This window comes from Bacillus tianshenii (genome assembly GCA_020524525.2).
GTDB lineage: Bacteria > Bacillota > Bacilli > Bacillales > Bacillaceae_N > Bacillus_AV.
This window is the reverse complement of record CP129018.1, coordinates 3,179,977-3,206,437: the sequence shown is the minus strand read 5'-3', so window position 1 is coordinate 3,206,437 and position 26,461 is coordinate 3,179,977. Positions and strand designations below refer to the sequence as shown.

The 26,461-nt window shown below is 40.4% G+C and carries 22 protein-coding genes; 17 read left to right on the top strand and 5 right to left on the bottom strand.

Annotated features, from left to right (window positions below):
- Positions 1-9 precede the first annotated feature (9 nt).
- On the top strand, positions 10-528 hold the full coding sequence (locus LC040_16060; protein WLR50759.1) for a YwgA family protein: 519 nt from the start codon (positions 10-12) through the stop codon (positions 526-528).
- Between the two features lie 40 nt (positions 529-568).
- Here LC040_16060 and LC040_16055 read toward each other — a convergent pair whose 3' ends face one another.
- Positions 569-757, bottom strand: a complete 189-nt coding sequence (locus tag LC040_16055) for a 2-hydroxymuconate tautomerase (GenBank protein ID WLR50758.1) — start codon at positions 755-757, stop codon at positions 569-571.
- Between the two features lie 172 nt (positions 758-929).
- Between LC040_16055 and LC040_16050 the strand changes: the two genes are divergently transcribed.
- Positions 930-1,436, top strand: a complete 507-nt coding sequence (locus tag LC040_16050; protein ID WLR50757.1) for a YwhD family protein — start codon at positions 930-932, stop codon at positions 1,434-1,436.
- A gap of 216 nt (positions 1,437-1,652) precedes the next feature.
- Here the strand turns inward: LC040_16050 and LC040_16045 are convergent, their stop codons facing one another.
- The gene (locus tag LC040_16045; protein ID WLR53316.1) at positions 1,653-3,701 is read right to left on the bottom strand and encodes a PBP1A family penicillin-binding protein; all 2,049 of its coding nucleotides are present in this window, start codon (positions 3,699-3,701) and stop codon (positions 1,653-1,655) included.
- A 330-nt stretch (positions 3,702-4,031) separates the two neighbouring features.
- On the opposite strand from LC040_16045, the gene speE reads away from it, so the two are divergent.
- The 5 genes from speE (at position 4,032) to LC040_16020 (ending at position 8,890) form a co-directional block, all read left to right on the top strand.
- The gene (gene speE / locus LC040_16040; protein WLR50756.1) at positions 4,032-4,859 is read left to right on the top strand and encodes a polyamine aminopropyltransferase; all 828 of its coding nucleotides are present in this window, start codon (positions 4,032-4,034) and stop codon (positions 4,857-4,859) included.
- 21 nt (positions 4,860-4,880) lie between these two features.
- On the top strand, positions 4,881-5,753 hold the full coding sequence (gene speB / locus LC040_16035) for an agmatinase (GenBank protein WLR53315.1): 873 nt from the start codon (positions 4,881-4,883) through the stop codon (positions 5,751-5,753).
- A 124-nt stretch (positions 5,754-5,877) separates the two neighbouring features.
- Positions 5,878-6,309, top strand: coding sequence for a DUF1934 domain-containing protein (locus LC040_16030; protein WLR50755.1), 432 nt, complete (start codon positions 5,878-5,880; stop codon positions 6,307-6,309).
- Between the two features lie 2 nt (positions 6,310-6,311).
- Positions 6,312-7,982 (top strand): arginine--tRNA ligase, encoded by a 1,671-nt coding sequence (gene argS, locus LC040_16025; GenBank protein ID WLR50754.1) that lies wholly within the window; start codon positions 6,312-6,314, stop codon positions 7,980-7,982.
- 146 nt (positions 7,983-8,128) lie between these two features.
- Positions 8,129-8,890 carry an alpha/beta hydrolase gene (locus LC040_16020; protein ID WLR50753.1) on the top strand — a complete coding sequence of 254 codons (762 nt, stop codon included), beginning with the start codon at positions 8,129-8,131 and terminating at the stop codon, positions 8,888-8,890.
- 6 nt (positions 8,891-8,896) lie between these two features.
- On the opposite strand, the gene uvsE is transcribed toward LC040_16020, so the two are convergent.
- Both uvsE and cls read right to left on the bottom strand, forming a co-directional pair.
- Positions 8,897-9,862 (bottom strand): UV DNA damage repair endonuclease UvsE, encoded by a 966-nt coding sequence (uvsE, locus tag LC040_16015; protein WLR50752.1) that lies wholly within the window; start codon positions 9,860-9,862, stop codon positions 8,897-8,899.
- Positions 9,863-9,881: 19 nt separating this feature from the next.
- Entirely contained in the window at positions 9,882-11,069 is a 1,188-nt protein-coding gene (gene cls / locus LC040_16010) for a cardiolipin synthase (protein ID WLR50751.1), read from the bottom strand.
- Between the two features lie 356 nt (positions 11,070-11,425).
- On the opposite strand from cls, the gene LC040_16005 reads away from it, so the two are divergent.
- From LC040_16005 to LC040_15965, 9 genes are all read left to right on the top strand, one after another.
- Positions 11,426-13,540, top strand: coding sequence for a (Fe-S)-binding protein (locus LC040_16005; GenBank protein ID WLR50750.1), 2,115 nt, complete (start codon positions 11,426-11,428; stop codon positions 13,538-13,540).
- Positions 13,541-13,631: 91 nt separating this feature from the next.
- Positions 13,632-14,810, top strand: a complete 1,179-nt coding sequence (locus LC040_16000; protein WLR50749.1) for an acetyl-CoA C-acetyltransferase — start codon at positions 13,632-13,634, stop codon at positions 14,808-14,810.
- 97 nt (positions 14,811-14,907) lie between these two features.
- Positions 14,908-15,756: a 3-hydroxybutyryl-CoA dehydrogenase gene (locus LC040_15995; protein WLR50748.1), complete on the top strand. Its 849-nt coding sequence runs from the start codon at positions 14,908-14,910 to the stop codon at positions 15,754-15,756.
- Positions 15,757-15,809: 53 nt separating this feature from the next.
- A complete protein-coding gene (locus tag LC040_15990) occupies positions 15,810-16,949 on the top strand; it encodes an acyl-CoA dehydrogenase (protein WLR50747.1) in 1,140 nt (379 codons plus the stop codon).
- A gap of 44 nt (positions 16,950-16,993) precedes the next feature.
- Positions 16,994-18,133, top strand: a complete 1,140-nt coding sequence (locus LC040_15985) for an acyl-CoA dehydrogenase (protein ID WLR50746.1) — start codon at positions 16,994-16,996, stop codon at positions 18,131-18,133.
- A 78-nt stretch (positions 18,134-18,211) separates the two neighbouring features.
- The gene (locus LC040_15980; protein WLR50745.1) at positions 18,212-18,859 is read left to right on the top strand and encodes a TetR/AcrR family transcriptional regulator; all 648 of its coding nucleotides are present in this window, start codon (positions 18,212-18,214) and stop codon (positions 18,857-18,859) included.
- Positions 18,860-18,886: 27 nt separating this feature from the next.
- Positions 18,887-22,135: a methylmalonyl-CoA mutase family protein gene (locus tag LC040_15975; GenBank protein WLR50744.1), complete on the top strand. Its 3,249-nt coding sequence runs from the start codon at positions 18,887-18,889 to the stop codon at positions 22,133-22,135.
- A gap of 494 nt (positions 22,136-22,629) precedes the next feature.
- Positions 22,630-23,178, top strand: a complete 549-nt coding sequence (gene rpoE / locus LC040_15970) for a DNA-directed RNA polymerase subunit delta (GenBank protein ID WLR50743.1) — start codon at positions 22,630-22,632, stop codon at positions 23,176-23,178.
- A gap of 286 nt (positions 23,179-23,464) precedes the next feature.
- Positions 23,465-25,066 (top strand): CTP synthase, encoded by a 1,602-nt coding sequence (locus tag LC040_15965; GenBank protein WLR50742.1) that lies wholly within the window; start codon positions 23,465-23,467, stop codon positions 25,064-25,066.
- Positions 25,067-25,102: 36 nt separating this feature from the next.
- Here the strand turns inward: LC040_15965 and LC040_15960 are convergent, their stop codons facing one another.
- Positions 25,103-25,630, bottom strand: a complete 528-nt coding sequence (locus LC040_15960; GenBank protein WLR50741.1) for a DUF2529 family protein — start codon at positions 25,628-25,630, stop codon at positions 25,103-25,105.
- A 274-nt stretch (positions 25,631-25,904) separates the two neighbouring features.
- Here LC040_15960 and LC040_15955 point away from each other — a divergent pair, with 274 nt between their 5' ends.
- Positions 25,905-26,270, top strand: a complete 366-nt coding sequence (locus LC040_15955) for a response regulator (protein WLR50740.1) — start codon at positions 25,905-25,907, stop codon at positions 26,268-26,270.
- Positions 26,271-26,461: the final 191 nt, after the last annotated feature.

The window sequence follows — 26,461 nt, the reverse complement described above, 5'->3', positions numbered from 1 at the left end:
GAAGGGGTTTTGTTTGAGCATCACGCAAAACTATTAAGAGTGTTGGATGAAGCGGAAGAGATTATCGGACGGAAAAAGCTGCAAAAAATCATCTACATCGCAAAGAAATTAAGCTATCCATTCAGTGAAAAATATAACTTCCATTTTTACGGACCATATTCAGAAGAATTGACGCTGCGCATTGAAGAATTAGGGAATTTAGGATTTTTGAATGAAGTAAGAGAGAAGAAGGGCGGTTATTATCAATATCGCTATTCATTAACAAAGCAAGGACAGCAGTTCTTAGAGCAATATCAATTAGAGATGCCATCGATGGACGGGTATATTGATCGGGTGAATGAACAAAGTTCTCGTTTCTTAGAACTTGTTTCTACAATTCTTTACTTTGACAATTTGCCAAAAGAGCAAGTGAAAGAGAAAGTGTTCACCTTGAAAAGGAAACAAAATTATTCAGAGGAAGAAATAGAAGAAGCGTATACGTATATTGCAGAACTTCAGAAAGAGACACAGCAGAACTCCTCCCATTAAGAAAGAGGTTGACCTTAGCGTCAACCTCTGTTTGTCATTACTACTCTGTATCACAAACGCGCTTTCCAGCTACGCCGTAATGATTCTTAGACATTTCTTCGATAATAATACTAATTTTTTCTTTCGGTGCACCAGTTGTTTCGCTTACAGATTCTGTTACCTTTTCAACTAATGCCTTCTTCTGTTCGTCGGAACGACCTTCAAGCATTTTCACTGTTACAATTGGCATGTAAATCTCTCCTTTGAGCAAGATCTCAACTGTAATTGTTCGCAAAAAATGTCTAATCTCCTGCAAAGAATCGTAAAAATATTGAGACCATGGCTTAAAGGTGAATTCCATATTTTCCGTATGTTAGAATAACGGTACAATCATATGCGGTTAAGAAAAGGAGCGATATGAAATGAGTGAGAAGAAGAAAATGGGCTTTAATATTTTGAAAAACGACCCAACAGATGGACATGGAGGTTACGGGACAGGTGCATTAAGCTTAGAAAATGTATCACCTGTAATTGTTGATGTAGAAAATGAAGAAGCATATGTAGACATGGGAGCACTGCATGCAAGAAGTGCAGTCGAAAAACGAATTAAGTTCTCAGCCAAGAAAGAAGATGTTCCAAACGGAAAATTGGTTTGGCTCGTATGGGTAACAGTCGGTGGAAATGAGCAAGGACCAGCATACAGCGGAATTGGCGCGTGTGAAATGCTAATTGATGCAGAAGCTAGACGTGGCTATAAGCTGTTGCCTGAACATGTTAACAATATGGATAAAGCGCTTAAAGGAAAAGTTGTTATGGACAAAATGGATGAGAAGTCTAAAGAAATTCTGCGTGACTTCTTAATAACATTCAAAGATGGAGCAATCTGGAACAATTCAAGTGACGAAGTCAAGAATGCCTTTCCTTCTTAAATAAATTCCGATATCATGAAAAATTTGTCGGAAGATGTATGAATTTTTTTTGAACATTATGTGAAAGCCTTGAGCTTTTCTGAAAAAGAAAGTAAACTATTTCTAAAGTCTACTTACACACTTTAGACTAGGACACAAAGAGACCGAGGCCACCCAGACCTCGGTCTTTTTGCATCTTTTTATTCCTATTGGAAAGGTAAATATAGTTCCATGCAGTTACTGGAACAACTTTTGCCACCAATGCTTCTTCTCTTGCTTGTCTTCTTTCGTGGCTTCCTCTGCATCTTCAGGTAAGTGGTCTGTGCAGTATTGGGTTGGTTCTGTACCTTCTAGAAAATAGACCAACCGTTTTTTCGGACACGATTCTGTGGCCAGCAAACCATTATCTGGATTCACATATTTTCCAACAACACCACTTGGCTTCTTAAATGAAACAACAGGTTTCCCTTTATGTGCAGCTTCCATAAAGTCAGCCCAAAGAATTTTCGAATACTGTTGTTCTTTTGGTGAATTAATGGTGCGGCCTTTATCATAGCCGACCCACACTGCTGCCACAAGCTGTGGAGAATAACCAACCATCCAGCTGTCTGCTTCTGTTGTACCAGACTTACCAGCATAAGGACGTGTTAATTTGTGGCGTATATCACGGCCTGTGACCGTTGTGTAATCATTCAAGCTTGGATCGAACATCCCTGTCATGAGTTGGGTTGTTACAAATGCTGCATTCTTCTTTAGAATTTGCTCCTGTTCAGCTTTTGGTTGTTCATAAAGGACGTTACCGTGGTAATCAACCACTTTCTTTACGAATATGGGTTCGACTGCTTTACCGTTATTTGCAAAATGGCTGTATGCTGTTGCCATGTCGATTACTTTTACCGAGGATGTGCCGAGTGCTAGAGAAGGTACTTCCGTTAATTTGCTCCTAATCCCGACTTTTTGAGCTGTTTCTTTTAGTTTGTCCATTCCGATAAACATATGAGCCTTCACAGCGTAGATGTTATCTGATAGAGCAATTGCTTGTGCTAATGTAATAAAGTCATTTGCGTAATAACTATTGTAATTACTCGGGGTGTAAGTTGAACGTCCATCATCATAGCGGAAGCTCATCGGTTCACTACGCATCGTTGTTGATGGTGTGAAGCCGTTTTCTACGGCACTATAGTAAAGAAGTGGCTTGAAAGTTGATCCCGGCATGCGTTCTGCCTGTACTGCACGGTTATATGGGCTTTCGGTATAATCTTTGCCGCCAATAAGAGCTTTTACTTCCCCTGTACGTGGATCCATCGCGACAAGAGCTGTTTGAATATCAGAGCCATCTTTTATCAGAGCATCTACTTTTGCTTCAGCTGCTTTTTGCATGTTTGGATCGAGAGTTGTATAGACCTTTAACCCGCTTTGGGCGATTGTTTGCTCATCAAGCTTCAACTTTGTTTTTAATATGTCTTTGACGACATCTTGGAAATAAGGGGCAAGCGGTTCAATATCGTTTTCCTGTTCTTTATTAAATTGCAATGTGCCTGCAAGGGCCTCCACTGCCTCTTCCTGTGGGATATATCCTGCTGTTACCATTGTTTGAAGGACAACTTCCTGCCGGCCCTTTGCATTTTCAAAGTTAATAAAAGGTGAATAGTGACTTGGTCCTTTCGGTATGCCGGCTAGCATTCCAGCTTCGCTTAAGGTCAAATCGGAAGCACTTTTATTAAAATAATGCTTTGCAGCTGCCTCAATTCCGTATACACCGTTTCCGTAATAAATTGTATTAAGATAGCCTTCAAGAATTTCTTCCTTCGAGTAATTTGTTTCAAGACGAATTGTATAGAGTGCTTCATTTAACTTTCGTTTCCAAGTCTTTTCATGGCTTAAGTAGAGATTTCGTGCATATTGCTGAGTGATTGTACTAGCCCCTTGCACCATTGCTTTTGCTTTAATATCGGCAATAACAGCTCCACCGATTCGTTTTATATCAAAGCCAAAATGGTCAAAGAACTTTCGATCCTCTACTGCTAGGGTTGCTTCAATTACATTTGGAGAAATCTCAGAAAGCGGCTTCCAATAGCGTTCTTGGCCATGGTGTGTTTCCCCTATTAATGTGCCGTCATCTGCATAGATTACAGAGGTCTGGGAGACGTTCAAAGGTGGAGGGCCTTGAATTAAGCCATAAACAATCGCTCCTCCTACGACGACAGTCAAGCAGATTAATAGGAATAAGCCGATAAAAAGCAGGGCGCGAAGCCACTTCCACGTATGTTTCAGTCGTTCTGTCATCAATTCCACGCATTCAATCCCCCTTTCTTGATTGAAAAAAATACGCTTAAGTTGTGATCAGTATGGGAAAATACTAGTAGGTTTAAACGTTCTTTTAAGAGGTGAAAATTTTTCTTGCTTTTTTTTGCAATTGCCTTATACTTTTTCTGTGGTAAAAGGTTTAAGCTATACGCTCGATGCTAAGTAACATCTGCGTCGACAGTGCAATTAAAGGTGAGGTCGATTAGCTGATTCTTGTAAGCTTTAGAATAAATCTTTTTTTATGAAGGCTGCGTAACAGAGCCTTTATGAAAAATATTGAGACTCCAATTGAAGGGATTGATAAGTGAAATGGAATTATGGTTCACTGAAAAACAAACAAAATCTTTCGGAATTACGGCGAAAATTAAACGTACTTTACATACGGAGAAAACAGATTTTCAACAATTAGATATGGTTGAAACAGAAGAATTCGGAAATATGCTTGTACTGGACGGAATGGTGATGACAACTCAGAAGGATGAGTTTGTCTATCATGAAATGGTGGCACACGTTCCGTTGTTTACCCATCCAAACCCAGAGCACGTGCTTGTTGTTGGCGGTGGAGATGGCGGTGTTATTCGTGAAGTATTAAAGCACCCAAGTGTGAAGAAAGCTGTTCTAGTAGAAATCGATGGTTTAGTCATTGAATATTCAAAGAAATACCTGCCTGAAATTGCAGGTGAATTAGACAACCCACGTGTTGAAGTGAAGGTTGACGATGGCTTCATGCATATTGCAAAAAGTGAAAATGAGTATGATGTGATCATGGTTGACTCAACAGAACCAGTAGGCCCTGCAGCAAACCTATTTACAAGAGGGTTCTATGATGGAATCGCAAAAGCGTTGAAAGAAGATGGCATTTTCGTTGCTCAAACGGATAATCCGTGGTTTAAAGCAGACTTAATTTCACAAGTATATAAAGATGTAAAAGAGATTTTCCCAATTACACGATTGTATACAGCAAATATTCCAACGTATCCAAGCGGTCTATGGACATTCACAATTGGTTCGAAAAAGCATGACCCGTTAGAAGTGAGTGAAGAGCGTTTCCATGAGATCGAAACAAAATATTATACAAAAGACCTGCACAAAGCAGCGTTCGCGTTGCCGAAGTTTGTCCAAGATTTAACGAAGTAATCGGGGAAAGGAGAGAGAATGATGCGTTTTGATGAAGCATACTCTGGCAACGTTTTTATCATGAGTCATCCAAGCTTAGAAGAAAGCAAAGCCGTTATCTACGGGATGCCGATGGATTGGACAGTTAGCTTTCGTCCTGGTTCGCGCTTTGGTCCGGCACGTGTTCGTGAAGTGTCGCTAGGACTTGAAGAATATAGCCCATATGTTGACCGTCATCTTGAAGAAGTAAAATACTTTGATGCAGGCGATATTCCACTTCCATTCGGGAATCCGCAGCGCAGTATTGATATGATTGAAGAATTTGTAGACAAAGTATTAGAAGCAGGAAAGTATCCGCTTGGCATTGGCGGGGAGCATCTTGTGACATGGCCGGTTATTAAAGCCATGCACCGTAAGTATCCAGACATGGCTCTTATTCATATTGATGCTCATGCAGATCTTCGTGAAGATTACGAGGGTGAGCCGTTATCTCACTCAACACCAGTTCGCAAAGCATGCGGCCTGCTGGGTCCTGAAAATGTCTATTCATTCGGTATTCGTTCAGGAATGCGTGAAGAGTTTCAATATGCAAAAGAATCAGGTATGTATATGGCGAAGTTTGATGTGGCAGAGCCGCTAAAAGAAGTATTGCCAAAGCTTGCTGGTCGTAACGTTTATGTAACGATTGATATCGATGTGCTTGACCCTGCTCATGCGCCGGGCACAGGGACTGCAGAAGCAGGCGGTATTACTTCAAAAGAACTTCTAGAAGCAATCACAGCTATTTCAAACTCTGATCTAAATGTGATCGGTTCAGACCTAGTTGAAGTTGCACCACAATATGACCCAAGTGAACAAACACAAATTGCGGCAAGTAAGTTCATTCGTGAAATGCTGCTTGGCTGGGTAAAATAAAATCTTCTAAGGCATCTTCTTATCATTTGATAGGGAGGTGCTTTTTTTCTGTATAATCATTTCGGAAATATGTTAGAATATTAAAGTTAAACATCGTAACTTTTATAATAAGGGCGTGTAAGGAATGACTGACACAAAACAGCCTATTGAAGTGAAACTTGTGACTGAAATTCGTGACTCTGCTCAGCGTGAAACGATCGCAATCGAATCATCAGGAATGAAATATATGAAAAATGACGCGCTCTTTCTTACTTTTGATGAAGAAATCGAAGGTGCCGGGAAAGTGAAGACGATCATGAAATTAAATGAACAAGAGCTTTACATTATGCGTTCGGGCGCGGTCTCGATGCGGCAGACATTTCAGAAAGGTGAAGAAACCTCTGGCGTCTACCAAAGCCCATATGGAGCAATGCAAATGAAGACCAACACAGAACGTATCTCGTATCAATTTGACGAAAGAAGCAAGAAAGGAAAGCTCGATATTGCTTACCGTTTAAGTATGCAAGGGGAAGAAGCGGGGCGTCACAGGCTGACGTTAACGTTTAAGGAGGTCTAAGGATGAATATCGTTGAACAAGTGAAAGAACGTTTGAAAGAAGAGATTAAGCAAGCTGTTTTGAAGGCAGAGCTGGCATCAGCAGAAGAAGTACCTGAGGTTATTCTCGAGTTACCGAAGGACAAAGCACATGGTGACTATGCGACAAATATGGCGATGCAGCTTGCACGAGTGGCAAAGAAGGCACCACGTCTAATTGCTGACGATATTGTTGCGAACTTTGATAAATCAAAGGCATCGATTGAAAAAATTGAAATTGCTGGTCCTGGTTTTATTAATTTTTACATGGACAACAGCTACCTTACTAACCTTGTACCGACTGTATTAAAGGCAGGTAAAGCTTATGGTGAAACTGATACAGGTCAGAATGAAAAAGTACAAGTTGAGTTTGTTTCAGCAAACCCAACAGGTGACTTACACCTTGGTCATGCTCGTGGTGCAGCTGTTGGTGACGCGCTATGTAACGTGTTAGATAAAGCTGGGTATGAGGTTGAACGTGAATATTACATTAATGATGCAGGTAACCAAATTCATAACCTTGCACTTTCAGTTGAAGCGCGCTATCTTCAAGCACTTGGCAAAGAGGCGGACATGCCAGAAGACGGGTATCATGGTGCAGATATCGTAGACATTGGTAAGAAGCTTGCTGAGGAGCATGGCGATTCTTTACTACAGAAAGAGGAGAAAGAACGCTATCATTTCTTCCGCCAGCATGGATTAGATTATGAATTAGAAAAGATTAAAGTGGACCTACGTGCATTCCGTGTTGAATTTGATCATTGGTTCTCAGAAACTTCTTTATACGAAACAGGCAAGATTGAAGAAGCACTTCAAACGTTAAAAGATAACGGTCATGTATATGAAGAAGAAGGTGCCACATGGTTTGAAACGACAAAGTTTGATGATGACAAAAACCGTGTATTAATCAAGCAGGATGGTACATATACCTATTTGACACCTGATATTGCTTATCATAAAGACAAGCTAAGCCGTGGATTTAATAAATTGATTAATATTTGGGGTGCCGACCATCACGGCTATATTCCACGTATGAAAGCTGCCATTCAAGCACTTGGGTACGGTGCAGATACGTTGGAAGTTGAAATTATCCAGATGGTGAACTTGTTCCAAAACGGTGAAAAAGTAAAAATGAGTAAACGTACAGGTAAAGCTGTTACATTGCGTGAATTAATGGAGGAAGTCGGCATTGATGCAATGCGTTACTTCTTTGCCATGAGAAGTGCGGATTCTCATCTTGATTTTGATATGGACTTAGCTGTTTCGAAATCGAACGAAAACCCTGTGTATTATGCTCAATATGCACATGCTCGAATTTGCAGCATGCTTCGTCAAGGTGAAGAGATGGGCATCGAAATTGACGATAACGCAAACCTCTCTCACCTGAATACAGAGAAAGAATTCGACTTGCTTAAGAAGCTAGGTGAGTTCCCAGAAGCGGTTGCAGAAGCGGCTCAAAAGCGTATGCCACACCGTGTGACAAATTACACGTATGACTTAGCATCTGCATTACACAGCTTCTATAATGCTGAAAAAGTTATCCATGAAGATGACAGTGAAAAGACAAAAGCACGTCTAGCACTTATGAAAGCTGTTCAAATTACATTACAAAATTCTCTACGTCTTATCGGTGTAACAGCTCCAGAGAAGATGTAGCTTATGAAGAGGTTGACTGAACATAGTCGGCCTCTTTTTTTTGTTCAGAGCATAGTGGAGGGTTTACCGCCTTTCTTTTGCCAACTTTTGTATTGCGTAATTGTAGGAAAGATTATCAAAACTAAAGGCAAAAGGAGGCTGCATAGATGGGGCTAATAAAAGGATTTTATGTAGAGCAGCACGGGAAATTAGGGTTACCGGTTATTTTCATTCACCCTCCGTATATGGGGCATGCTGTTTTTCATTATCAGAAAATGCTTGCTGGTGTATGCCGGGTAATTTTGTATGACCAGCGTGGCCATGGCAGAACAAGCTGTTCAGCTGATAATATGTCAATTGAACAAATGGCAGAGGACTTATTTGAAATTGTAGAAGGGTTAAACCTTGAAGAAGTAGTCTTATGCGGATATTCAAGTGGAGGCTACATCGCGCAAGAATTTGCCCTGAAATACCCAGAACGCACAAAGGGGGTCATCCTTTGCGGAGGTTTTTCCGAAGTGCGAACCTTTTGGCTACAGCAGGAATTTCGAATCGGAATTGGGATATTAAAAACAGGCTACAGACGGAGTCTGGCAGGCATCTTAGCAAATGGTCATGCCGTCCACCGGGGTGACTTCGGTCTACTGTATCACTACGCGTTAAAATCAAAAAAAGAAGCAGCTATTAAGCTGTATGAAGAAGGGTTAAGGTATAGCTGTACGGACAGACTGACCGAATTAAGGATGCCATTCTATTTATTGTACGGAGAAAAGGACGAATATCTGCATTATTATTTAGGGATCTATCGTGGGCGTTTAACTGAAAGTCATCCGTATTTGATTGCTGATCGATTTCATCAGTTACCAACAAAAGGTTATCCAGCTTTAAATCATTGCTTGCGTACAATTGTTCATGAGCTTAGTCAGTAAAACATATTAACGCTTAGTTGGGAATTGAATAACAGCACCGTTGATTCGTTTAACGCCACGCTGCTTTTCGAACCAATCCATTAATTGAAGAGCAGCTTTATCCTTTCCTTTCGCTTCAATCATTACATCGAAATCTTTGCTTATTTGCCGGGCAACTTTCATAAAAGGCGTAATAAAATCTGTAGCTACTAGCTCACTATGTTTTCGGTAGTTTTTCTCTGATTCAGGTGATGACAGATGAACCTTTGGGAGAAGGCCGCGATTTGCCCATGTATCAAAGATTCGTGGTAACAATTTTTCATATGAAATGGATGATGGGTTTGCTTGTTCATGGTGATAATCAAAGATCATTGGGATTGCTGCTTCTTCACAGATATTCAGTACTTCTTCGGCGTTATAAGTCCGGTCATCATTTTCAAGCGTCATTACGGCTTTCACTTCTGGTGGGAGCTTTTTTATATTCTTATGAAAACGACCAATAGCCTGCTCTTTATCACCGTAAGCGCCTCCGACATGGATGTTAATCAGAGCGTTTTCTTCAACACCCATTGCTTGCAGCATCTCGTAATGGTAAAGCATATCTTCTACAGAATTGTTTGTAATGTTATTATCCTCGCTTGTGAAAAGGGTAAATTGATTTGGGTGAAAGCTTACACGCAGATTATGCTTTTGAACGAGTTCACCAATTTCTTGAAAGTCTTCACGGAGCATTGTTAAGTAGTCAAACACCACTTCTGGATGCGTAGCTAGAGGAATAAGCGCTGATGAAAATCGATACAGCGGTATTCCTTGAGAAATATTATAGTGCAGAGCACGTTTTGTATTTACTAAATTGGTTTTAGCAATCGAATAAAGCTTATCTGCTCGTTCCTGTTTGTTTAACTTTTTCCAATTTGTGAAGGTCAATGTACGAGAAGGTGATGCTTCCCAAAGGGAGAGGGCATGAGCAACATACCCAAAACGAACGATCACGATTTCATTCCCCCATTTCTTATAACAGCCCTGACAATAAGCTTGAAACCAATTCAATTGGTCGTTGCATGAAAGAGCGTCTTCGATAATCATCAAGTGTAAGTTCTCTTGCATTGTCCAAGTCTTCCATCACTTCAGCATAGATACGCTTAAGAAAGCTCGGGTCTTTAATAAAGCAGTTAAGTTCATCATTAAGGAAGAAGCTGCGTTTGTCAAAATTGGCTGTGCCGATGTCGCAAATTTCATGGTCAACGAGAACAACTTTCCCGTGATAAAAGCCTTTATCATAGCGATGAATATGACAACCTGCTTTCAATAGGCCGTAAAAGTACGGGAAGGCAGCTTCTCTTACAAGCGGATGATCGGCTTTAAGAGGAACGAGAATGATGACATGGACCCCGCGCTTTGCAGCTTCAATTAGTGCACTATTAATGATCTTGCCGGGAATAAAATAAGGCGAGGCAATGATGATTTCTTTCTTTGCACGTTGAATCATTTTCAGCAATGGTGATTGAATGCCATTTCCATCGGTCGGCAAGAATGTGCACGGTGTTTGTCCAGTAGAGGCTAAAGGAAAATATTGATCCTCTGTTGTAAGCTCTTCTTTCGTCGCCCGTTTCCAATCATTGAAAAATTCTTTTTGTAAAATATGGGTTGCTTCACCAGTAATCCGCATATGGAAGTCTCGCCAAAAGCCTAGCCTTGGATTTCGCCCTAAATATTCTTCTCCAATATTGAACCCGCCAAAATAACTTATTTTCCCATCGATCACAGTTACCTTTCGATGATTACGCTTTTGTAAGGAGAAAAAGATAAAAGGGAAAGCAGGTTTGTTTGCATAGGCAAACTGTACGCCTGCTTTTTTAAGCAATTGAATTTGTTTTTTAGGGAGACGAATGCCGCCAATTCGGTCTAGAAGCAGGCGAACGGTCACACCTTGTTGTGCTTTTTGTTTTAACAATTGTAGGAATTCCTTGCTTATATTGTCGTTTTTAATAATGAAAAAAAGTGTGTGAATATGATGTTCTGCTTCATGAATATCTTTAAATAATTTTTCATATAGTGTTTGACCATCGCCAAATAATTCCCAATCCATCATTTTTTCGGAATAATTGCGTGGTTTTGCTACAAGATTATGAATTCGTTGTCCAAGTCGAAAGTCAAAATAAAAATAAATTATAAAAAATAGAAGGATAAGTACCCACATATTAGAGAACCCCTTTATAATGGATTTAATGCTGTTATCTTAAGTATTTTTCCCTGGTATTTGTCCCTTTATAAACAAGAAATTTAAATAAATTTATCTTTTTTCCGAAATTTTTTATAAAAAACTGTTGACTGAATGCTCATTCATTATTAAATTTATGTTATAATGTTGTCAGAAAATTAACGCGGTTAAAAATGTTTTTCGCACTCAAGGGGGGATCGAAACGACCTAAGTCAGGCAGAAATAAGTCACTAAATTTATTTGACAGCCTAGAAAGCGCTGTCAGGAAATATTCGACAGGGAGAAGCACCGTTGTCGCATACTTCAGTATGTGGACAGGAAAGGGGTTGTGATTTGTGGGTTCATTACTTCTAGTGAACTGGATTGCATTTTTAGTAGTTATGGCTTACGGGCTTTATCTATTTGCTTATGTAGTAAAAACACGTCTTGAATATATCAAGCTTGGGAAAAAAGATGAGTTTGATGAAAATGTAAAAGAACGTATGAGAAAAATTGGGATATACGTTTTCGGTCAGAAAAAGCTCTTGAAAGATAAGAAGAGCGGTACGATTCACGTAATGATGTTTTACGGGTTTCTACTTGTTCAATTTGGAGCACTTGATTTTATCTGGAAGGGTCTTGTCCCGGGTACACACCTGCCGTTAGGGCCGCTTTACCCTGGATTTACGTTTTTCCAAGAGATTGTGACGTTAGTCATTTTAGTCGCGGTTATTTGGGCGTTTTATCGCCGTTATATTGAAAAGCTTGTTCGCTTAAAGCGTGGTTTAAAAGCAGGTTTAGTATTGATTTTTATCGGAACATTAATGGTTTCTGTACTTGTAGGTAACGGAATGGATCTTATCTGGCATGGTCATGAAGGATCATGGAGTGAACCGATCGCATCTGCGATTGCCACAATGGCTGCGGGGCTTAACCCGACAGTTGCTACAGGTATCTTCTATTTTGCTTGGTGGGTACACTTATTCATTCTTTTAACTTTCTTAGTGTATGTACCGCAATCAAAGCATGCACATTTAATTGCAGGACCAGCAAACGTTTATTTCAACCGTCTTGATGCACCAGGGAAGCTTCGTCCAATTGATTTCGAAGATGAAGAAGCTGAATCATTTGGTGTTGGAAAGATTGAAGATTTCTATCAAGGTCAAATGATTGATTTCTATGCCTGTGTAGAATGTGGACGCTGTACAAATATGTGTCCTGCTACTGGCACAGGTAAAATGCTTTCACCGATGGAACTTATGACAAGAATGCGTGACCATTTAACAGAAAAAGGTGCTGTTGTAACATCACGCAAACCTTGGGTACCAACATTCGCATTTAATAACACAAAAGGTAACCAGCTTGCGATGCAGTCAGCTGCTGCAGGCGCAGAAGAAGGTGCTGCTGCACTTGATTATAGTCCGAGCCTTATCGGTGACGTAATTACCGAAGAAGAAATTTGGGCTTGTACAACGTGCCGTAACTGTGAAGATCAATGCCCAGTTATGAATGAGCACGTAGAAAAAATCATCGACCTTCGTCGTTACCTTGTTCTTACTGAAGGTAAGCTTGACCCTGAAGCACAGCGCGCGATGCAAAACATTGAACGTCAAGGTAACCCTTGGGGAATTAGCCGTAAAGAGCGTGAAAACTGGCGCGATGCTCGTGAGGATGTACATGCACCAACAATTAAAGAGCTTAAAAAGTCAGACGAAGAATTTGAATATCTCTTCTGGGTTGGTTCAATGGGTTCTTACGATAACCGCAGTCAAAAGATTGCTTTATCATTTGCTAAGCTAATGAATGAAGCAGGCATTAAATTTGCTATTCTTGGTAACAAAGAGAAAAATTCAGGCGATACAGCACGCCGTCTTGGAAATGAATTTTTATATCAAGATTTAGCAGGTAAGAACATTCAAGAGTTCGAAAAGAATGGCATAACGAAAATTGTTACAATTGATCCTCATGCATACAATACGTTGAAAAACGAGTACCCTGACTTTGGCTTTGAAGGGGAAGTTTATCACCATACAGAATTACTTGCACAATGGATTCAAGAAGGTCGATTGAAGCCGACACATGAAGTTAATGAAACAATTACCTTCCATGACTCATGTTATTTAGGCCGCTACAACGAAGTGTATGATCCGCCTCGTGAAATCTTGAAAGCTGTTCCGGGTGTTACAGTCGTTGAAATGGATCGTAACCGTGAGAATGGAATGTGCTGTGGAGCTGGCGGCGGACTGATGTGGATGGAAGAAGATTCAGGAACGCGTATTAATGTGGCGCGTACAGAACAAGCTCTTTCTGTCAATCCTTCTGTCATTAGTAGTGGCTGTCCGTACTGCTTAACGATGATAAGCGATGGAACGAAAGCGAAAGAAGTGGAAGAGGACGTACAAACATTGGATATTGCGGAAATCTTAGAGCGTTCTGTTTGCGGTCCGAGAGAAGAAGCAATCGTTCAATAATAGAATGCTAGGATGGGGGAAAGGTGATGTGACAAACATTGCCTCTCTCTTATGCTGAGCGAGCGTTCAATCATAACAAGGGGGAAAAACAATGACACGAACAGTAATTGTAGGCGGGGCTCGTACACCTTTTGGAAAATTTGGAGGAGCTCTTAGTTCATTAACAGCATCAGAACTTGGCGGACTTGCAATTAAGGAAGCATTAGTAAGAGCTGGAGTAGCACCTGAAGATGTCGGCGAAGTCTTAATGGGGAACGTATTGCAGGCGGGACAAGGGCAAATCCCTTCTCGCCAAGCTTCCCGTAATGCAGGAATCCCTTGGGAAGTACAAACTGAAACAATTAATAAAGTGTGTGCTTCAGGAATGAGAAGCGTGTCCTTAGGTGACCAAATCATTCGTTGCGGCGACCAAGAAGTAATTGTTGCAGGTGGTATGGAGTCAATGAGTAATGCCCCATATTTCTTGCCAAAAGCTCGTTGGGGAATGCGTATGGGTGATGGAAAAGTTGTTGACTCAATGGTACATGACGGCTTGACTTGTTCCTTTAAAGGTGTACATATGGGAACATACGGAAATGGAACCGCTGAAGAATTTGGTTTAACACGTGAACAACAAGATGAATGGTCTACTCGTAGTCATGAACGAGCTCTTGAAGCAACTAAAAACGGCAAGCTAGCTGAAGAGATTGTTGCAGTAGAAGTACCACAGCGCAAAGGTGACCCTGTCGTTGTAGATACAGATGAAGCACCTCGCGAAGGCACAACTACCGAGAGACTTGCAAAGCTTCGTCCTGCATTTGGTAAGGATGGCACGATTACAGCAGGAAACGCGCCTGGTGTTAATGATGGTGCAGGAGCACTTGTCTTAATGTCAGAAGAGCGGGCAAGCAAAGAAGGTAAAGAAGTGATGGCAACGATTCTTGGTCACACAGCACTTGCAGTTGAGGCACATCGCTTCCCTGAGACGCCAGGACTTGTTATTAACAAGTTACTTGAGAAGACTGGTAAGTCATTAAGTGATATTGATCTTTTTGAAATTAACGAGGCATTTGCAGCTGTTTCACTTGCAAGCAGCAAAATTGCAGACCTTGACCCAGAGAAGGTTAATGTAAATGGTGGAGCAGTTGCTCTTGGCCATCCAATTGGTGCAAGTGGAACACGCATCATTCTGACATTAATTCATGAATTGAAGCGACGCGGCGGCGGTATTGGAATCGCAGCGATTTGTAGCGGCGGCGGACAAGGCGATGCAGTAATGGTGGAAGTGTAAGCTGAATGTAAAAGGATTAGGAGTTTAGAAGAAGTTCTAAGCTCCTGTCCGTATGTTTCATAGATTAGCAGTATTCTTAATTAAGGGGGAAAAGGTAATGAAAATTGAAAAGGTAATGGTAATTGGCGCAGGACAAATGGGCTCAGGGATTGCACAAGTATGTGCAATGGCTGGCTACGATGTTATCTTGCAAGATTTAAAAGAAGAATTTCTAGAGCGCGGTCTAGGGAATATCAACAAAAACCTGCAACGTCAAGTCGACAAAGAACGCATGACTTCAGAGGAAAAAGACGGTGTGCTTTCACGCATGCAAACATCCACTGATATTAACAGTGCAGCTAAAGTTGACCTTGTTATTGAAGCAGCAACTGAAAATATGAAAATTAAGAGCAGTATCTTCGAACAACTAGATCAAATTGCACCAGACCATGCAATTCTAGCTACAAATACTTCATCTCTTCCTATCACTGAGATTGCGGCTGTTACAGAACGTCCTGAGCTTGTAATCGGTATGCACTTCATGAACCCTGTACCAGTAATGAAACTTGTTGAAATTATTCGTGGGCTTGCAACAACAGACGAAGTCTACGCTGCAATTGAAGAAATGACGAAGAAATTAAATAAAGTACCTGTTGAAGTAAATGACTTCCCTGGCTTCGTTTCAAACCGTATCTTAATGCCAATGATTAACGAAGCAATTTACACAGTGTATGAAGGTGTTGCTACACCTGAAGCAGTTGATGAAGTCATGAAGCTCGGTATGAACCATCCAATGGGACCGTTAACGCTAGCTGACTTTATCGGGTTAGATACATGCTTATACATTATGGAAGTGCTTCATGAAGGATTTGGGGATGACAAATACCGTCCATGCCCATTACTTCGCAAATACGTGAAAGCTGGATGGCTTGGACGTAAGACAGGACGCGGCTTCTATCAATATTAATTTTCGTTGAACGAGCTATTCAATCAGCTTACAAACCAACAGGAGGGGCAGTTATGGATTTACGTTTCACTGAAGAACAAGAAATGATGCGAAAAATGGTACGTGATTTTGCTCAAGGTGAAATCGCACCGATGATTGAAAAGATGGAAGAAAACGATGAATACCCACGTGAAATTCTCAAAAAGATGGCAGAGCTAGGCTTAATGGGGATTACCATTCCAGAAAAGTACGGCGGTTCTGAAATGGATTTCACTTCTTACATTATCGCGATTAATGAGTTATCGAAAGTAAGTGCAACAATTGGGGTTATTCTATCAGTTCATACATCCGTAGGGACTAACCCAATACTTTACTTCGGAACAGAAGAACAGAAGCAAAAATATATTCCGAAACTTGCAGCTGGAGAATATATCGGTGCTTTCGCCTTATCAGAGCCAGGCGCAGGGTCTGACGCAGGCAGCTTGAAGACACGTGCCGTTCGTGATGGCGATGAGTATGTATTGAACGGTTCGAAGATGTGGATTACAAACGGGGGCGAAGCACAAACGTATATCGTATTTGCTTCAACTGAACCGGAAAAAGGAAGCAAGGGTATTACAGCATTTATCGTTGAGAAGGATACACCTGGTTTCTCAGTCGGTAAAAATGAGCGCAAGATGGGGCTTCATGGCTCGAAGACAACAACACTTTCATTTGATAACTGCAGAGTTCCTGCTGAAAACATGCTTGGAAAAGAAGGCGAAGGCTTTAAAATTGCGATGTCCAATTTAGACGTAGGGCGAATCGGAATTGCCTCTCAAGCACTAGGAATTGCAGAGGCTGCATTAGAGCATGCAACAGATTATGCAAAAGAGCGTGTCCAATTTGGAAAGCCTATCGCAGCTCAACAAGGCTTAGGCTTTAAGTTGGCTGATATGGCAACAGCTGTAGAAGGTGCGAAGCTCTTAGTCTACCGAGCTGCAAACTTAAAGTCTCTTAACATCCCATGTGGTCAAGAGGCGTCAATGGCGAAGTTGTTTGCTTCACGTACAGCGGTTGAAGTTACGACAGAAGCGATCCAAGTATATGGCGGTTATGGCTATACAAAAGACTATCCGGTTGAACGTTTCTTCCGTGATGCGAAAGTTACTGAGATTTATGAAGGAACAAGTGAGATTCAACGTCTTGTTATTAGCCGTGGTTTAATAAAATAATTAGAAATTTTTTCTGCTAGTAAATTAAAGGGGGATTATGTACAATGAATTTTCAACTTTCTGAAGAGCACGAAATGTTAAGAAAAATGGTCCGTGAGTTTGCGACAGAGGTCGTTGCACCAACTGCTGAAGAGCGTGATGAAGAGGAACGCTTTGATCGTGAAATTTTCGACCAAATGGCAGAGCTAGGGTTAACAGGGGTACCGTGGCCAGAGGAGTACGGCGGAAGTGGCTTTGATTATTTAGCATATGTTATCGCAGTTGAAGAATTATCACGCGTTTGTGCGTCAACAGGTGTTACACTTTCAGCACACGTTTCATTAGCTGGATGGCCTGTATACAAATTCGGCTCGGAAGAACAAAAGCAAAAATACTTAAAGCCAATGGCTCAAGGTAAGAAAATTGGTGCATACGGTTTAACAGAGCCAGGTTCAGGTTCTGATGCAGGTGGTATGAAGACGACTGCAAAGCTTGATGGAGACGACTATATCCTAAATGGTTCAAAGATCTTTATTACAAACGGCGGTATTGCTGATATCTATATCGTATTTGCTGTTACTGATCCAGAAAGCAAGCATAAAGGTGTGAGTGCATTTATCGTAGAAAGTGATTTCCCTGGATTCTCAGTAGGTAAGAAAGAGAAGAAATTAGGTATTCGCTCATCACCTACAACTGAAATTATGTTTGACAATTGCCGTGTACCGAAAGAAAACATGCTTGGAGAGCTTGGCGAAGGGTTCAAAATTGCAATGATGACATTAGACGGTGGTCGTAATGGTATCGCTGCTCAAGCAGTTGGAATCGCGCAAGGTGCTCTAGATGCGTCAGTTGAATATGCGAAAGAACGTGTTCAATTCGGCAAGCCAATTGCATTACAACAAGGTATTGGTTTCAAGCTAGCTGATATGGCAACAACTGTAGAAGCATCACGACTGTTAACATATCAAGCAGCATGGAAAGAATCTGAAGGCCTTCCATACGGAAAAGAGTCTGCAATGTCGAAGCTATTTGCTGGTGACACAGCGATGAAAGTTACAACGGAAGCTGTGCAAGTATTCGGTGGTTATGGTTATACTAAGGATTATCCAGTTGAACGATATATGCGTGATGCAAAGATTACGCAAATTTATGAAGGAACAAATGAAATTCAGCGCCTTGTCATTTCAAGAATGCTAACAAAATAATTTTTCAAATGCCCTCTTTCAAACTTGTTTTTGAGGGAGGGCGCATTCGTTGAGAAGGCAGCAGAAAGAGGGATGAGGGTGAGTAAACGGGAAGTTCCTGCTTCAGTGAAAGACGAAAAATTAGTACAAAAACGGCGCGATCAAATGATTAAAGGAGCCGTTAAACTCTTTATTGAAAAAGGGTTTCACCGCAGCACCACCCGTGAGATTGCAAAAGCATCTGGTTTTAGCATTGGTACATTATATGAATATATCCGGAAGAAAGAAGACGTGCTTTATTTAGTATGCGATTCGATCTATGAACGGGTACATCAGCGTTTACAAGATTCAATGGACTTAGACCGTGGTGATATTCAGTGTCTTAAGGAAGCTGTCACTTCATATTTTATTGTCATGGATGAAATGCAAGATGAAGTACTTGTTATGTATCAAGAAGCAAAATCATTAACAAAAGATGCACTTCCTTACGTGTTACAAAAGGAAGTGGAAATGGTTGCGATGTTTGAAAAGGTACTACGCGGATGTGTGGACAATGGTGAATTTGATTTGAACGAAGACGAAATTAAGCTTATTGCTCATAACATTTTTGTGCAAGGTCAAATGTGGGGCTTCCGACGTTGGATTTTGCAAAAGCTCTATACGTTAGAGGAATACACAGCAATTCAAATTGATAACCTGCTTGAAGGTCTTATTTATAAACGTAAGGCAAAGGGGATTACGAATTAGTATTTCACATAAAAGGGGAGAAAGTGAATGGCAAACGTTGAGGTATATCGACCGAAGAACCATGTGCGTTTTGTTACAGCTTCAAGTTTGTTTGATGGGCATGATGCATCAATTAATATTATGCGTCGTATCATTCAAGCAAGTGGAGCCGAAGTTATCCATCTAGGTCACAATCGCTCAGTTGAAGAAATCGTGAATGCTGCAATTCAAGAAGACGTACAAGGGATTGCAATTTCTTCTTACCAAGGTGGACACGTAGAATTTTTCAAATATATGCATGACTTATTACAAGAACGAGGAGCAGGCCATATCCGCGTATACGGAGGCGGCGGTGGTGTAATCGTTCCTCGTGAAATTAAGGAATTGCATGAATACGGAATTGCGCGAATTTTCTCACCTGAAGATGGTCGTGAGCTTGGCTTGCAAGGCATGATTAACTTAATGGTGAAAGAGTGTGACTTCCAAACTGCGACAGAGGATCTTGAAGATCTGACAATCAATGATTTCAAAACGGTTGCAAAATGGATTACTGCTGCAGAAAATACTGTAACAGGAAATGCGGAAGCTGCATCTGTTTTAGAAGAAAAGATGGCAAATGTCGAGTTGAAACAGGTTCCTGTTCTTGGTATCACAGGTACAGGTGGAGCAGGTAAAAGCTCGTTAACAGATGAGCTTGTACGTCGTTTCTTAAACGAAATTCCTGACAAGAAAATGGCGATTCTTTCTGTTGACCCAACAAAGCAGAAGACTGGCGGTGCCCTTCTTGGTGACCGTATTCGTATGAACTCGATCTTTAACCCACGAATTTATATGCGCAGCTTAGCAACTCGTGGTTCAAAGACAGAACTCTCTCTTGCGATTAAAGAAGCCATTCAAGTTGTTAAAGCAGCTGGATTTGATTTTATCGTTGTTGAGACGAGTGGAATTGGTCAAGGGGATGCAGAGATTACGGAAGTGACAGATGTATCGATGTATGTGATGACAAGCGAATTTGGTGCACCATCACAGCTTGAGAAGATCGATATGATCGACTTTGCTGACTTGATTGTTATTAACAAATTTGAACGTAAAGGCTCTGAGGATGCGTTACGTCAAGTTCGTAAGCAATACCAACGCAGCCATAACCTTTTTGATAAAGACTTAGAAGAAATGCCTGTATACGGCACAATCGCAAGTCAATTTAATGATGCTGGAACAAATACATTGTTTGCAGCGTTGATTGAAGCTGTTAACAAGAAGTGTGGTACAGACTTTGAGACGAGCTTCAACAAATCTAACCTAGTAGAAAAGCAAAATGTCATTATTCCAAATGACCGTCGTTACTACTTGCGTGACTTGGCTGAGACAGTGCGTGATTACCACAATAAGTCTACTGAGCAAGCAGATGTTGCTCGTAAGCTGTATCAGCTTGAGGGTACTCTGGAGGAAGTAAAGAAGCGTGAAACAAATGAAGAAGTCGTTGCTTCATTAGAAGCAGTTAAACATTCATACGAAGAAAAGTTAACACCTGAATCGAAGAAAATCCTTGAAGAGTGGCCTGAACGCTTGAAAAAGTATGCGGCAGATGAATATGTCGTGAAAATTCGTGATAAAGAAATTGTGACAGAATTAAAAACAAAGAGCTTGTCAGGCACACTTATTCCAAAGGTTTCTCTTCCAAAGTACAAGGACTGGGGCGAAATTCTGAAATGGAATTATCGTGAGAATGCTCCTGGCTACTTCCCATTCACAGCTGGTGTATTCCCGTTCAAACGAAAAGGGGAAGATCCAAAGCGCCAATTTGCGGGTGAAGGAACACCAGAGCGTACAAACCGCCGCTTCCATTACCTATCGAAAGATGATGAAGCGAAGCGTTTAAGTACCGCTTTTGACTCTGTAACATTGTATGGTCAAGACCCGGATGAGCGTCCAGACATTTACGGGAAAGTCGGCGAAAGTGGTGTAAGCATTTGTACGCTTGAAGATATGAAGAAGCTGTATTCTGGCTTTGATCTTTGTGCACCATCAACGTCTGTTTCAATGACAATCAACGGTCCTGCACCAATTATTTTGGCAATGTTCATGAACACTGCAATTGATCAACAAGTTTATTACTTCAAAGAGGAAAATGGTCGCGAGCCAAGCCCAGAGGAATATGCAAATATTAAAGAAGAAACATTAAATGTCGTTCGTGGTACAGTTCAAGCAGACATCTTGAAGGAAGACCAAGGACAGAATACATGTATCTTCTCAACTGAATTTGCATTGCGTTTAATGGGTGATATTCAAGAATACTTTATTGATCATAAAGTACGAAACTACTATTCTGTTTCGATTTCTGGTTATCACATTGCAGAAGCGGGTGCAAACCCAATCACACAGCTTGCTTTCACATTGGCAAACGGCTTTACGTATGTAGAATACTACTTAAGCCGCGGTATGAATATTGATGATTTTGCACCGAATCTGTCGTTCTTCTTCAGTAATGGCCTTGATCCAGAGTATACGGTTATCGGCCGTGTAGCACGTCGTATCTGGGCAACTGTTATGCGTGAAAAATATGGTGCAAACGAGCGCAGTCAGAAATTGAAATATCATATTCAAACATCTGGGCGTTCACTTCATGCTCAAGAGATGAATTTCAATGATATTCGTACGACGTTACAGGCTTTAATTGCGATTCAAGACAATTGTAACTCTCTTCATACAAATGCTTATGATGAAGCAGTTACGACACCTACAGAGGAATCTGTACGTCGTGCAATGGCTATTCAAATGATTATTACAAAAGAATTCGGCTTAACGAAAAATGAAAACCCACTTCAAGGCTCGTTCATCATTGATGAGTTAACAGACTTGGTTGAAGAAGCAGTATTACAAGAATTCGAGCGTATTAATGACCGTGGTGGCGTTCTTGGCGCGATGGAAACTCAATATCAACGTGGAAAAATTCAAGATGAGTCTATGCACTATGAAATGAAGAAGCATACAGGTGAGCTTCCAATTATCGGCGTAAACACATACTTGAATCCAAACCCACCTTCTGAAGAGGAGCTTAATAGCATTGAGCTTGCGCGTGCTACAAAAGAAGAGAAAGAGCAGCAAATTAACAACTTGCGTGCTTTCCAAGAGCGCAATGGTGATATGAATGCAGAAGCCCTTCAACGCTTGAAAGAAACGGCTGTAAACGGCGGAAACGTCTTTGCTGAGTTAATGGAAACAGTTAAATATGCAAGCCTTGGACAGATTACACAAGCATTGTATGAGGTTGGCGGACAGTACCGTCGTAATATGTAACATTAGAAGCATCCCATTCTTTTGTGGGGTGCTTTTGTCTTTGACAGACAATAGTTGCTGAATAAAGAAAATAGGCATACAATTAAATTGGACTCTTATGGAAAAAGGGCGGAGCTACGCTTAGGAATGGAAGAGGTAAGCTGTACTATATGCCATAAATATTTAAAAAAGTGTGGGCTTTTATAGAAAGAAAGCTCCGCTCACACCGCTTTTATTAAGTTAGTGGTGTGTTTCACGTATTCTTGATTCCAGTCTTAGATGAAAGTAAGCTCATAAGTTTCCCTTGGAAAAAGGACAGATCATGTTTTTAAGTTGTGTATGCTTTCGGCAAGTTTTCTTTTCAAAAATTATGCTTGTAAGCTAGCATAAATCGTTTCCTTTTGTTTATAATGAAAGATATGTTTTTTCGAATGTTGAACGTGATATGTTGAAGTAATAGCATACATAGCATGAGCACAGCAATTTGAAAAATGCACTAGAAAGGAAGGGTTAATGTGAGTATTGCAGATTTTTCTCCGGAACAATTGAATGAAATGTCTATGATTGACCTTGCGTTTTACTTATTAGAAGAAGAGCGTCAAGTTTTTGATTTTTATACATTAGCAAAGAAAGTGGCAGAGCATAAAGGGTTCTCACAAGAGAATTTAGATGCACGTATTGCCCAGTTCTACACAGATATCAATATTGATGGACGTTTCCTCAACTTAGGTAATAATCTATGGGGATTACGCCGCTGGTATCCAGTTGAGCAAATTGATGAAGAAATGACAATGCCGAAGAAGAAAAAGAAGAAGTCATCGAAGAAAGTTGCTAAGCCTCTTGTAGATGATGATGATATTTATGAAGATGATACAGATGATCTTGAATCTGACAGTGACGATAATTTAGATGACGATGATGACGACGATTTCGTAACAAATGATACAGATGATGACGATTTAGTTGACGAAGAAGAGTATGAAGTAGATGACTACGACGAAGATGACTTTGATTTAGATGATGATGATGATGACGAAGATGATGATGAAGAAGACGAACAATAAGAAAAGGTCTTGACTTTAATCTTAGAGTAACGGTAGAATACTTTTTGGGCTCTAAAAAATAATATTGAACCATAATACTAGTTAAAATATAAAACAAAAGTGCTCCCTATACTTTCTTTAGGTGTGCCACTTTTGTTTTTTTATTTTTTAAATCACCTTACAGCTTTTCTCAAATCTATAGGGCAAAGGTGCTTTGATATGGTTGTATGCAAAATATAACCCCCATGGATGATAATTGGACAATTTTTTGTAAATAATGATTTATAGAATATGAGGGGGAACATAGATGACTAAATATATTTTCGTTACTGGCGGTGTTGTTTCATCATTAGGAAAAGGGATTACTGCTGCATCTCTAGGTCGATTACTTAAAAACCGTGGATTGAATGTGACAATTCAAAAGTTTGACCCGTATATTAACGTTGACCCAGGTACAATGAGTCCTTATCAACACGGGGAAGTATTCGTAACAGATGATGGTGCAGAAACTGATCTTGACCTTGGCCACTATGAGCGCTTTATTGATATTAACTTGAACAAATACAGCAATGTCACTACTGGTAAAGTGTACTCAACTGTATTGAAGAAAGAACGCCGTGGGGACTATCTTGGCGGAACAGTGCAAGTTATCCCTCACATCACAAATGAAATCAAAGAGCGTGTTTTCCGTTCTGGCCGTGAGACGAATGCTGATGTTGTTATCACTGAAATTGGTGGAACGGTGGGGGATATCGAATCCTTGCCTTTCTTAGAAGCAATTCGCCAAATCAAAAGTGATGTTGGTCATAACAATGTGATGTATATTCACTGTACGCTTGTTCCTTATATTAAAGCAGCAGGCGAAATGAAAACAAAACCAACGCAACACAGTGTGAAAGAACTTCGTGGGCTTGGTATTCAGCCAAATGTTATCGTTATGCGTACAGAACAGCCGATTTCAGAAGATATGAAGGACAAGATTGCGTTGTTCTGTGACATTGACAAGCGGTCAGTTATTGAAGCGCGTGATGCGAAGAACCTATATGAAGTACCACTTACACTGCAAGAGCAAAACTTCGACCAGATTGTGTGTGAACATCTTGACCTAACAAGTGATCCTGCTGATATGGGTGAGTGGAAAGCACTTGTTGAGAAAGTGTCAAGCCTTAAGAGCAAAGTGAAAATTGGTCTTGTTGGGAAGTATGTTGAATTACAGGATGCTTACATCTCCGTTGTAGAAGCAATGCGTCATGCTGGTTTTGCCTTTGATGCGGATGTTGAAGTGAAATGGATTAACTCTGAGCAAATGAACGCGGAAAATGTAACAGAGCTTCTTTCAGATGTTGACGGTGTCCTTGTACCTGGTGGCTTCGGTGACCGTGGTATTGAAGGGAAGATTGAAGCGATTCGTTATGCACGTGAGAATAAAGTGCCTTTCTTAGGGATTTGCTTAGGTATGCAATTAGCATCAATTGAATTTGCTCGTAATATGCTTGGGTTAAAAGGTGCTCATTCAGCTGAGATTGATCCACTAACACCTTACCCAGTAATTGACTTACTACCTGAACAGAAAGATGTCGAAGACTTAGGTGGAACACTTCGTCTAGGACTGTATCCTTGTAAGTTACAAAAAGATACAGCTGCTTTTGAAGCATATAGTGATGAAGTCATCTATGAGCGTCATCGTCATCGCTATGAGTTTAACAATCAATATCGTCAAATGATGGAGGAGAAAGGCTTTGTATTCTCTGGTACAAGCCCTGATGGCCGTTTAGTAGAAATCGTTGAGGTGAAAGATCACCCTTGGTTCGTAGCTTCTCAGTTCCATCCTGAGTTCACTTCTCGACCAACTCGTCCTCAGCCGTTATTCCGTGACTTTATTGAGGCGAGCATTAAACAAAATCAATAATTGTGATAGAGAAAGCTGCCGAGTGATCGGCAGCTTTTATTCATGTTCGAGTAAAATTTCATTTGTTGTTAGTAATAACGCATGGTAAGCATATAAGGTTGAAAGTGTCGCTGGAAAGCCAGTTCTTGTTCCATCATCTTGTGGTACAAGTCCTTGTGTCACTTTCGTGTCGATGAAGAAATCAGCGAGCTCTTTAAGTGGAGCTTGTTGTTGCATAACAGAAGAGAGTACTACAATTATGGCGCCAGACGATTTTAATTGCTTAATTAATGCTGTGGCTTCTTCATTATCTGCTGTTCGAGAAGCGATAATGATGCGATCAAGCGATGTAATATCTGCTAGCTGGTTCTCGTTAAATAGCGGTTTAACATTTGAGAGTGTTTCTTTTCCATACAAGCTTTCAGCAGTAATAGCAGCCATTTCGTCAAAGCCGTGTACGTAAATTGTGCCATCTCCTACTACAGCTTGTGCTAATGCTCTAGATGCTTCTTCGATATTTAATTCCTCATCTTCTTGAATGTTTTGGAAAATCCCCATCAGCTGGGTAGTGAAAATTCGAAGCATGATGCCTTCATCCTTTCTGATAAAAATCCCAAAGATACGGGTTCTTTCTCTCCCAAATTACACTTTATCATGTTCTCTTGTCGAATGAGAAAGAAGAAAAGATACTGATTTTACAAAAAGAAAGCAGGAAGAATTCGTTATTTTAGCGAAAGTTAATACTAAATCAAGTTTAATTTAGAAATTATATATATAAAACGATACTTTACTTCGAAGTGTCTGCCTTCTATTACATAACAAGAAGCGTTTTACTGCTGATGAAAAGGTTAGGGGTGTAATGATGAGTAATAAGGTATTGATAGTTGATGATCAATATGGCATTCGTGTTTTGCTGAACGAAGTGCTCCAAAATGAAGGATACGCTACTTTTCAAGCATCAAATGGGGTTCAAGCGTTAAGTATTGCGAAAGATGAGAATCCTGACCTAGTGCTCCTAGATATGAAAATTCCTGGTATGGATGGAATTGAAATTTTAAAGCGGATGAAGGAGATGGATCAGTCGATTAAAGTTATTATTATGACAGCTTATGGTGAATTAGATATGATCCAGCGTGCGAAAGACCTAGGTGCCTTAACTCATTTCGCAAAGCCATTTGATATTGATGATATCCGCGATGCTGTGAAAAAATATATTTACGCATAAACCTACTCATAACATTGATACGAACATAATTATTACTGTGTTATCTAACAACGGTCTTATAATATTTGCTCTTAAATAAAAGTTGTAATGAGGTTTTAAAAATTCCATAGATGTTAATGGAAAATATGTAACAAACATTTTTTAAGCGGAGTTAATGTGTATTGTTGCCGTTTATTTATGTTGTTGGTATG

Excerpts from the sequence above, each read along its gene's own strand:
- cls (WLR50751.1), bottom strand. The coding sequence starts at position 11,069 with ATGTGGGTACTTATCCTTCTATTTTTTATAATTTATTTTTATTTTGAC.
- LC040_16050 (WLR50757.1), top strand. The coding sequence starts at position 930 with ATGAGTGAGAAGAAGAAAATGGGCTTTAATATTTTGAAAAACGACCCA.
- LC040_15995 (WLR50748.1), top strand. The coding sequence starts at position 14,908 with ATGAAAATTGAAAAGGTAATGGTAATTGGCGCAGGACAAATGGGCTCA.
- LC040_15955 (WLR50740.1), top strand. The coding sequence starts at position 25,905 with ATGATGAGTAATAAGGTATTGATAGTTGATGATCAATATGGCATTCGT.
- LC040_16000 (WLR50749.1), top strand. The coding sequence starts at position 13,632 with ATGACACGAACAGTAATTGTAGGCGGGGCTCGTACACCTTTTGGAAAA.
- LC040_16055 (WLR50758.1), bottom strand. The coding sequence starts at position 757 with ATGCCAATTGTAACAGTGAAAATGCTTGAAGGTCGTTCCGACGAACAG.
- LC040_16030 (WLR50755.1), top strand. The coding sequence starts at position 5,878 with ATGACTGACACAAAACAGCCTATTGAAGTGAAACTTGTGACTGAAATT.
- LC040_16020 (WLR50753.1), top strand. The coding sequence starts at position 8,129 with ATGGGGCTAATAAAAGGATTTTATGTAGAGCAGCACGGGAAATTAGGG.
- speB (WLR53315.1), top strand. The coding sequence starts at position 4,881 with ATGCGTTTTGATGAAGCATACTCTGGCAACGTTTTTATCATGAGTCAT.
- LC040_15965 (WLR50742.1), top strand. The coding sequence starts at position 23,465 with ATGACTAAATATATTTTCGTTACTGGCGGTGTTGTTTCATCATTAGGA.
- LC040_15975 (WLR50744.1), top strand. The coding sequence starts at position 18,887 with ATGGCAAACGTTGAGGTATATCGACCGAAGAACCATGTGCGTTTTGTT.
- argS (WLR50754.1), top strand. The coding sequence starts at position 6,312 with ATGAATATCGTTGAACAAGTGAAAGAACGTTTGAAAGAAGAGATTAAG.
- speE (WLR50756.1), top strand. The coding sequence starts at position 4,032 with ATGGAATTATGGTTCACTGAAAAACAAACAAAATCTTTCGGAATTACG.
- LC040_16045 (WLR53316.1), bottom strand. The coding sequence starts at position 3,701 with ATGACAGAACGACTGAAACATACGTGGAAGTGGCTTCGCGCCCTGCTT.
- LC040_15960 (WLR50741.1), bottom strand. The coding sequence starts at position 25,630 with ATGCTTCGAATTTTCACTACCCAGCTGATGGGGATTTTCCAAAACATT.
- LC040_15990 (WLR50747.1), top strand. The coding sequence starts at position 15,810 with ATGGATTTACGTTTCACTGAAGAACAAGAAATGATGCGAAAAATGGTA.
- LC040_15985 (WLR50746.1), top strand. The coding sequence starts at position 16,994 with ATGAATTTTCAACTTTCTGAAGAGCACGAAATGTTAAGAAAAATGGTC.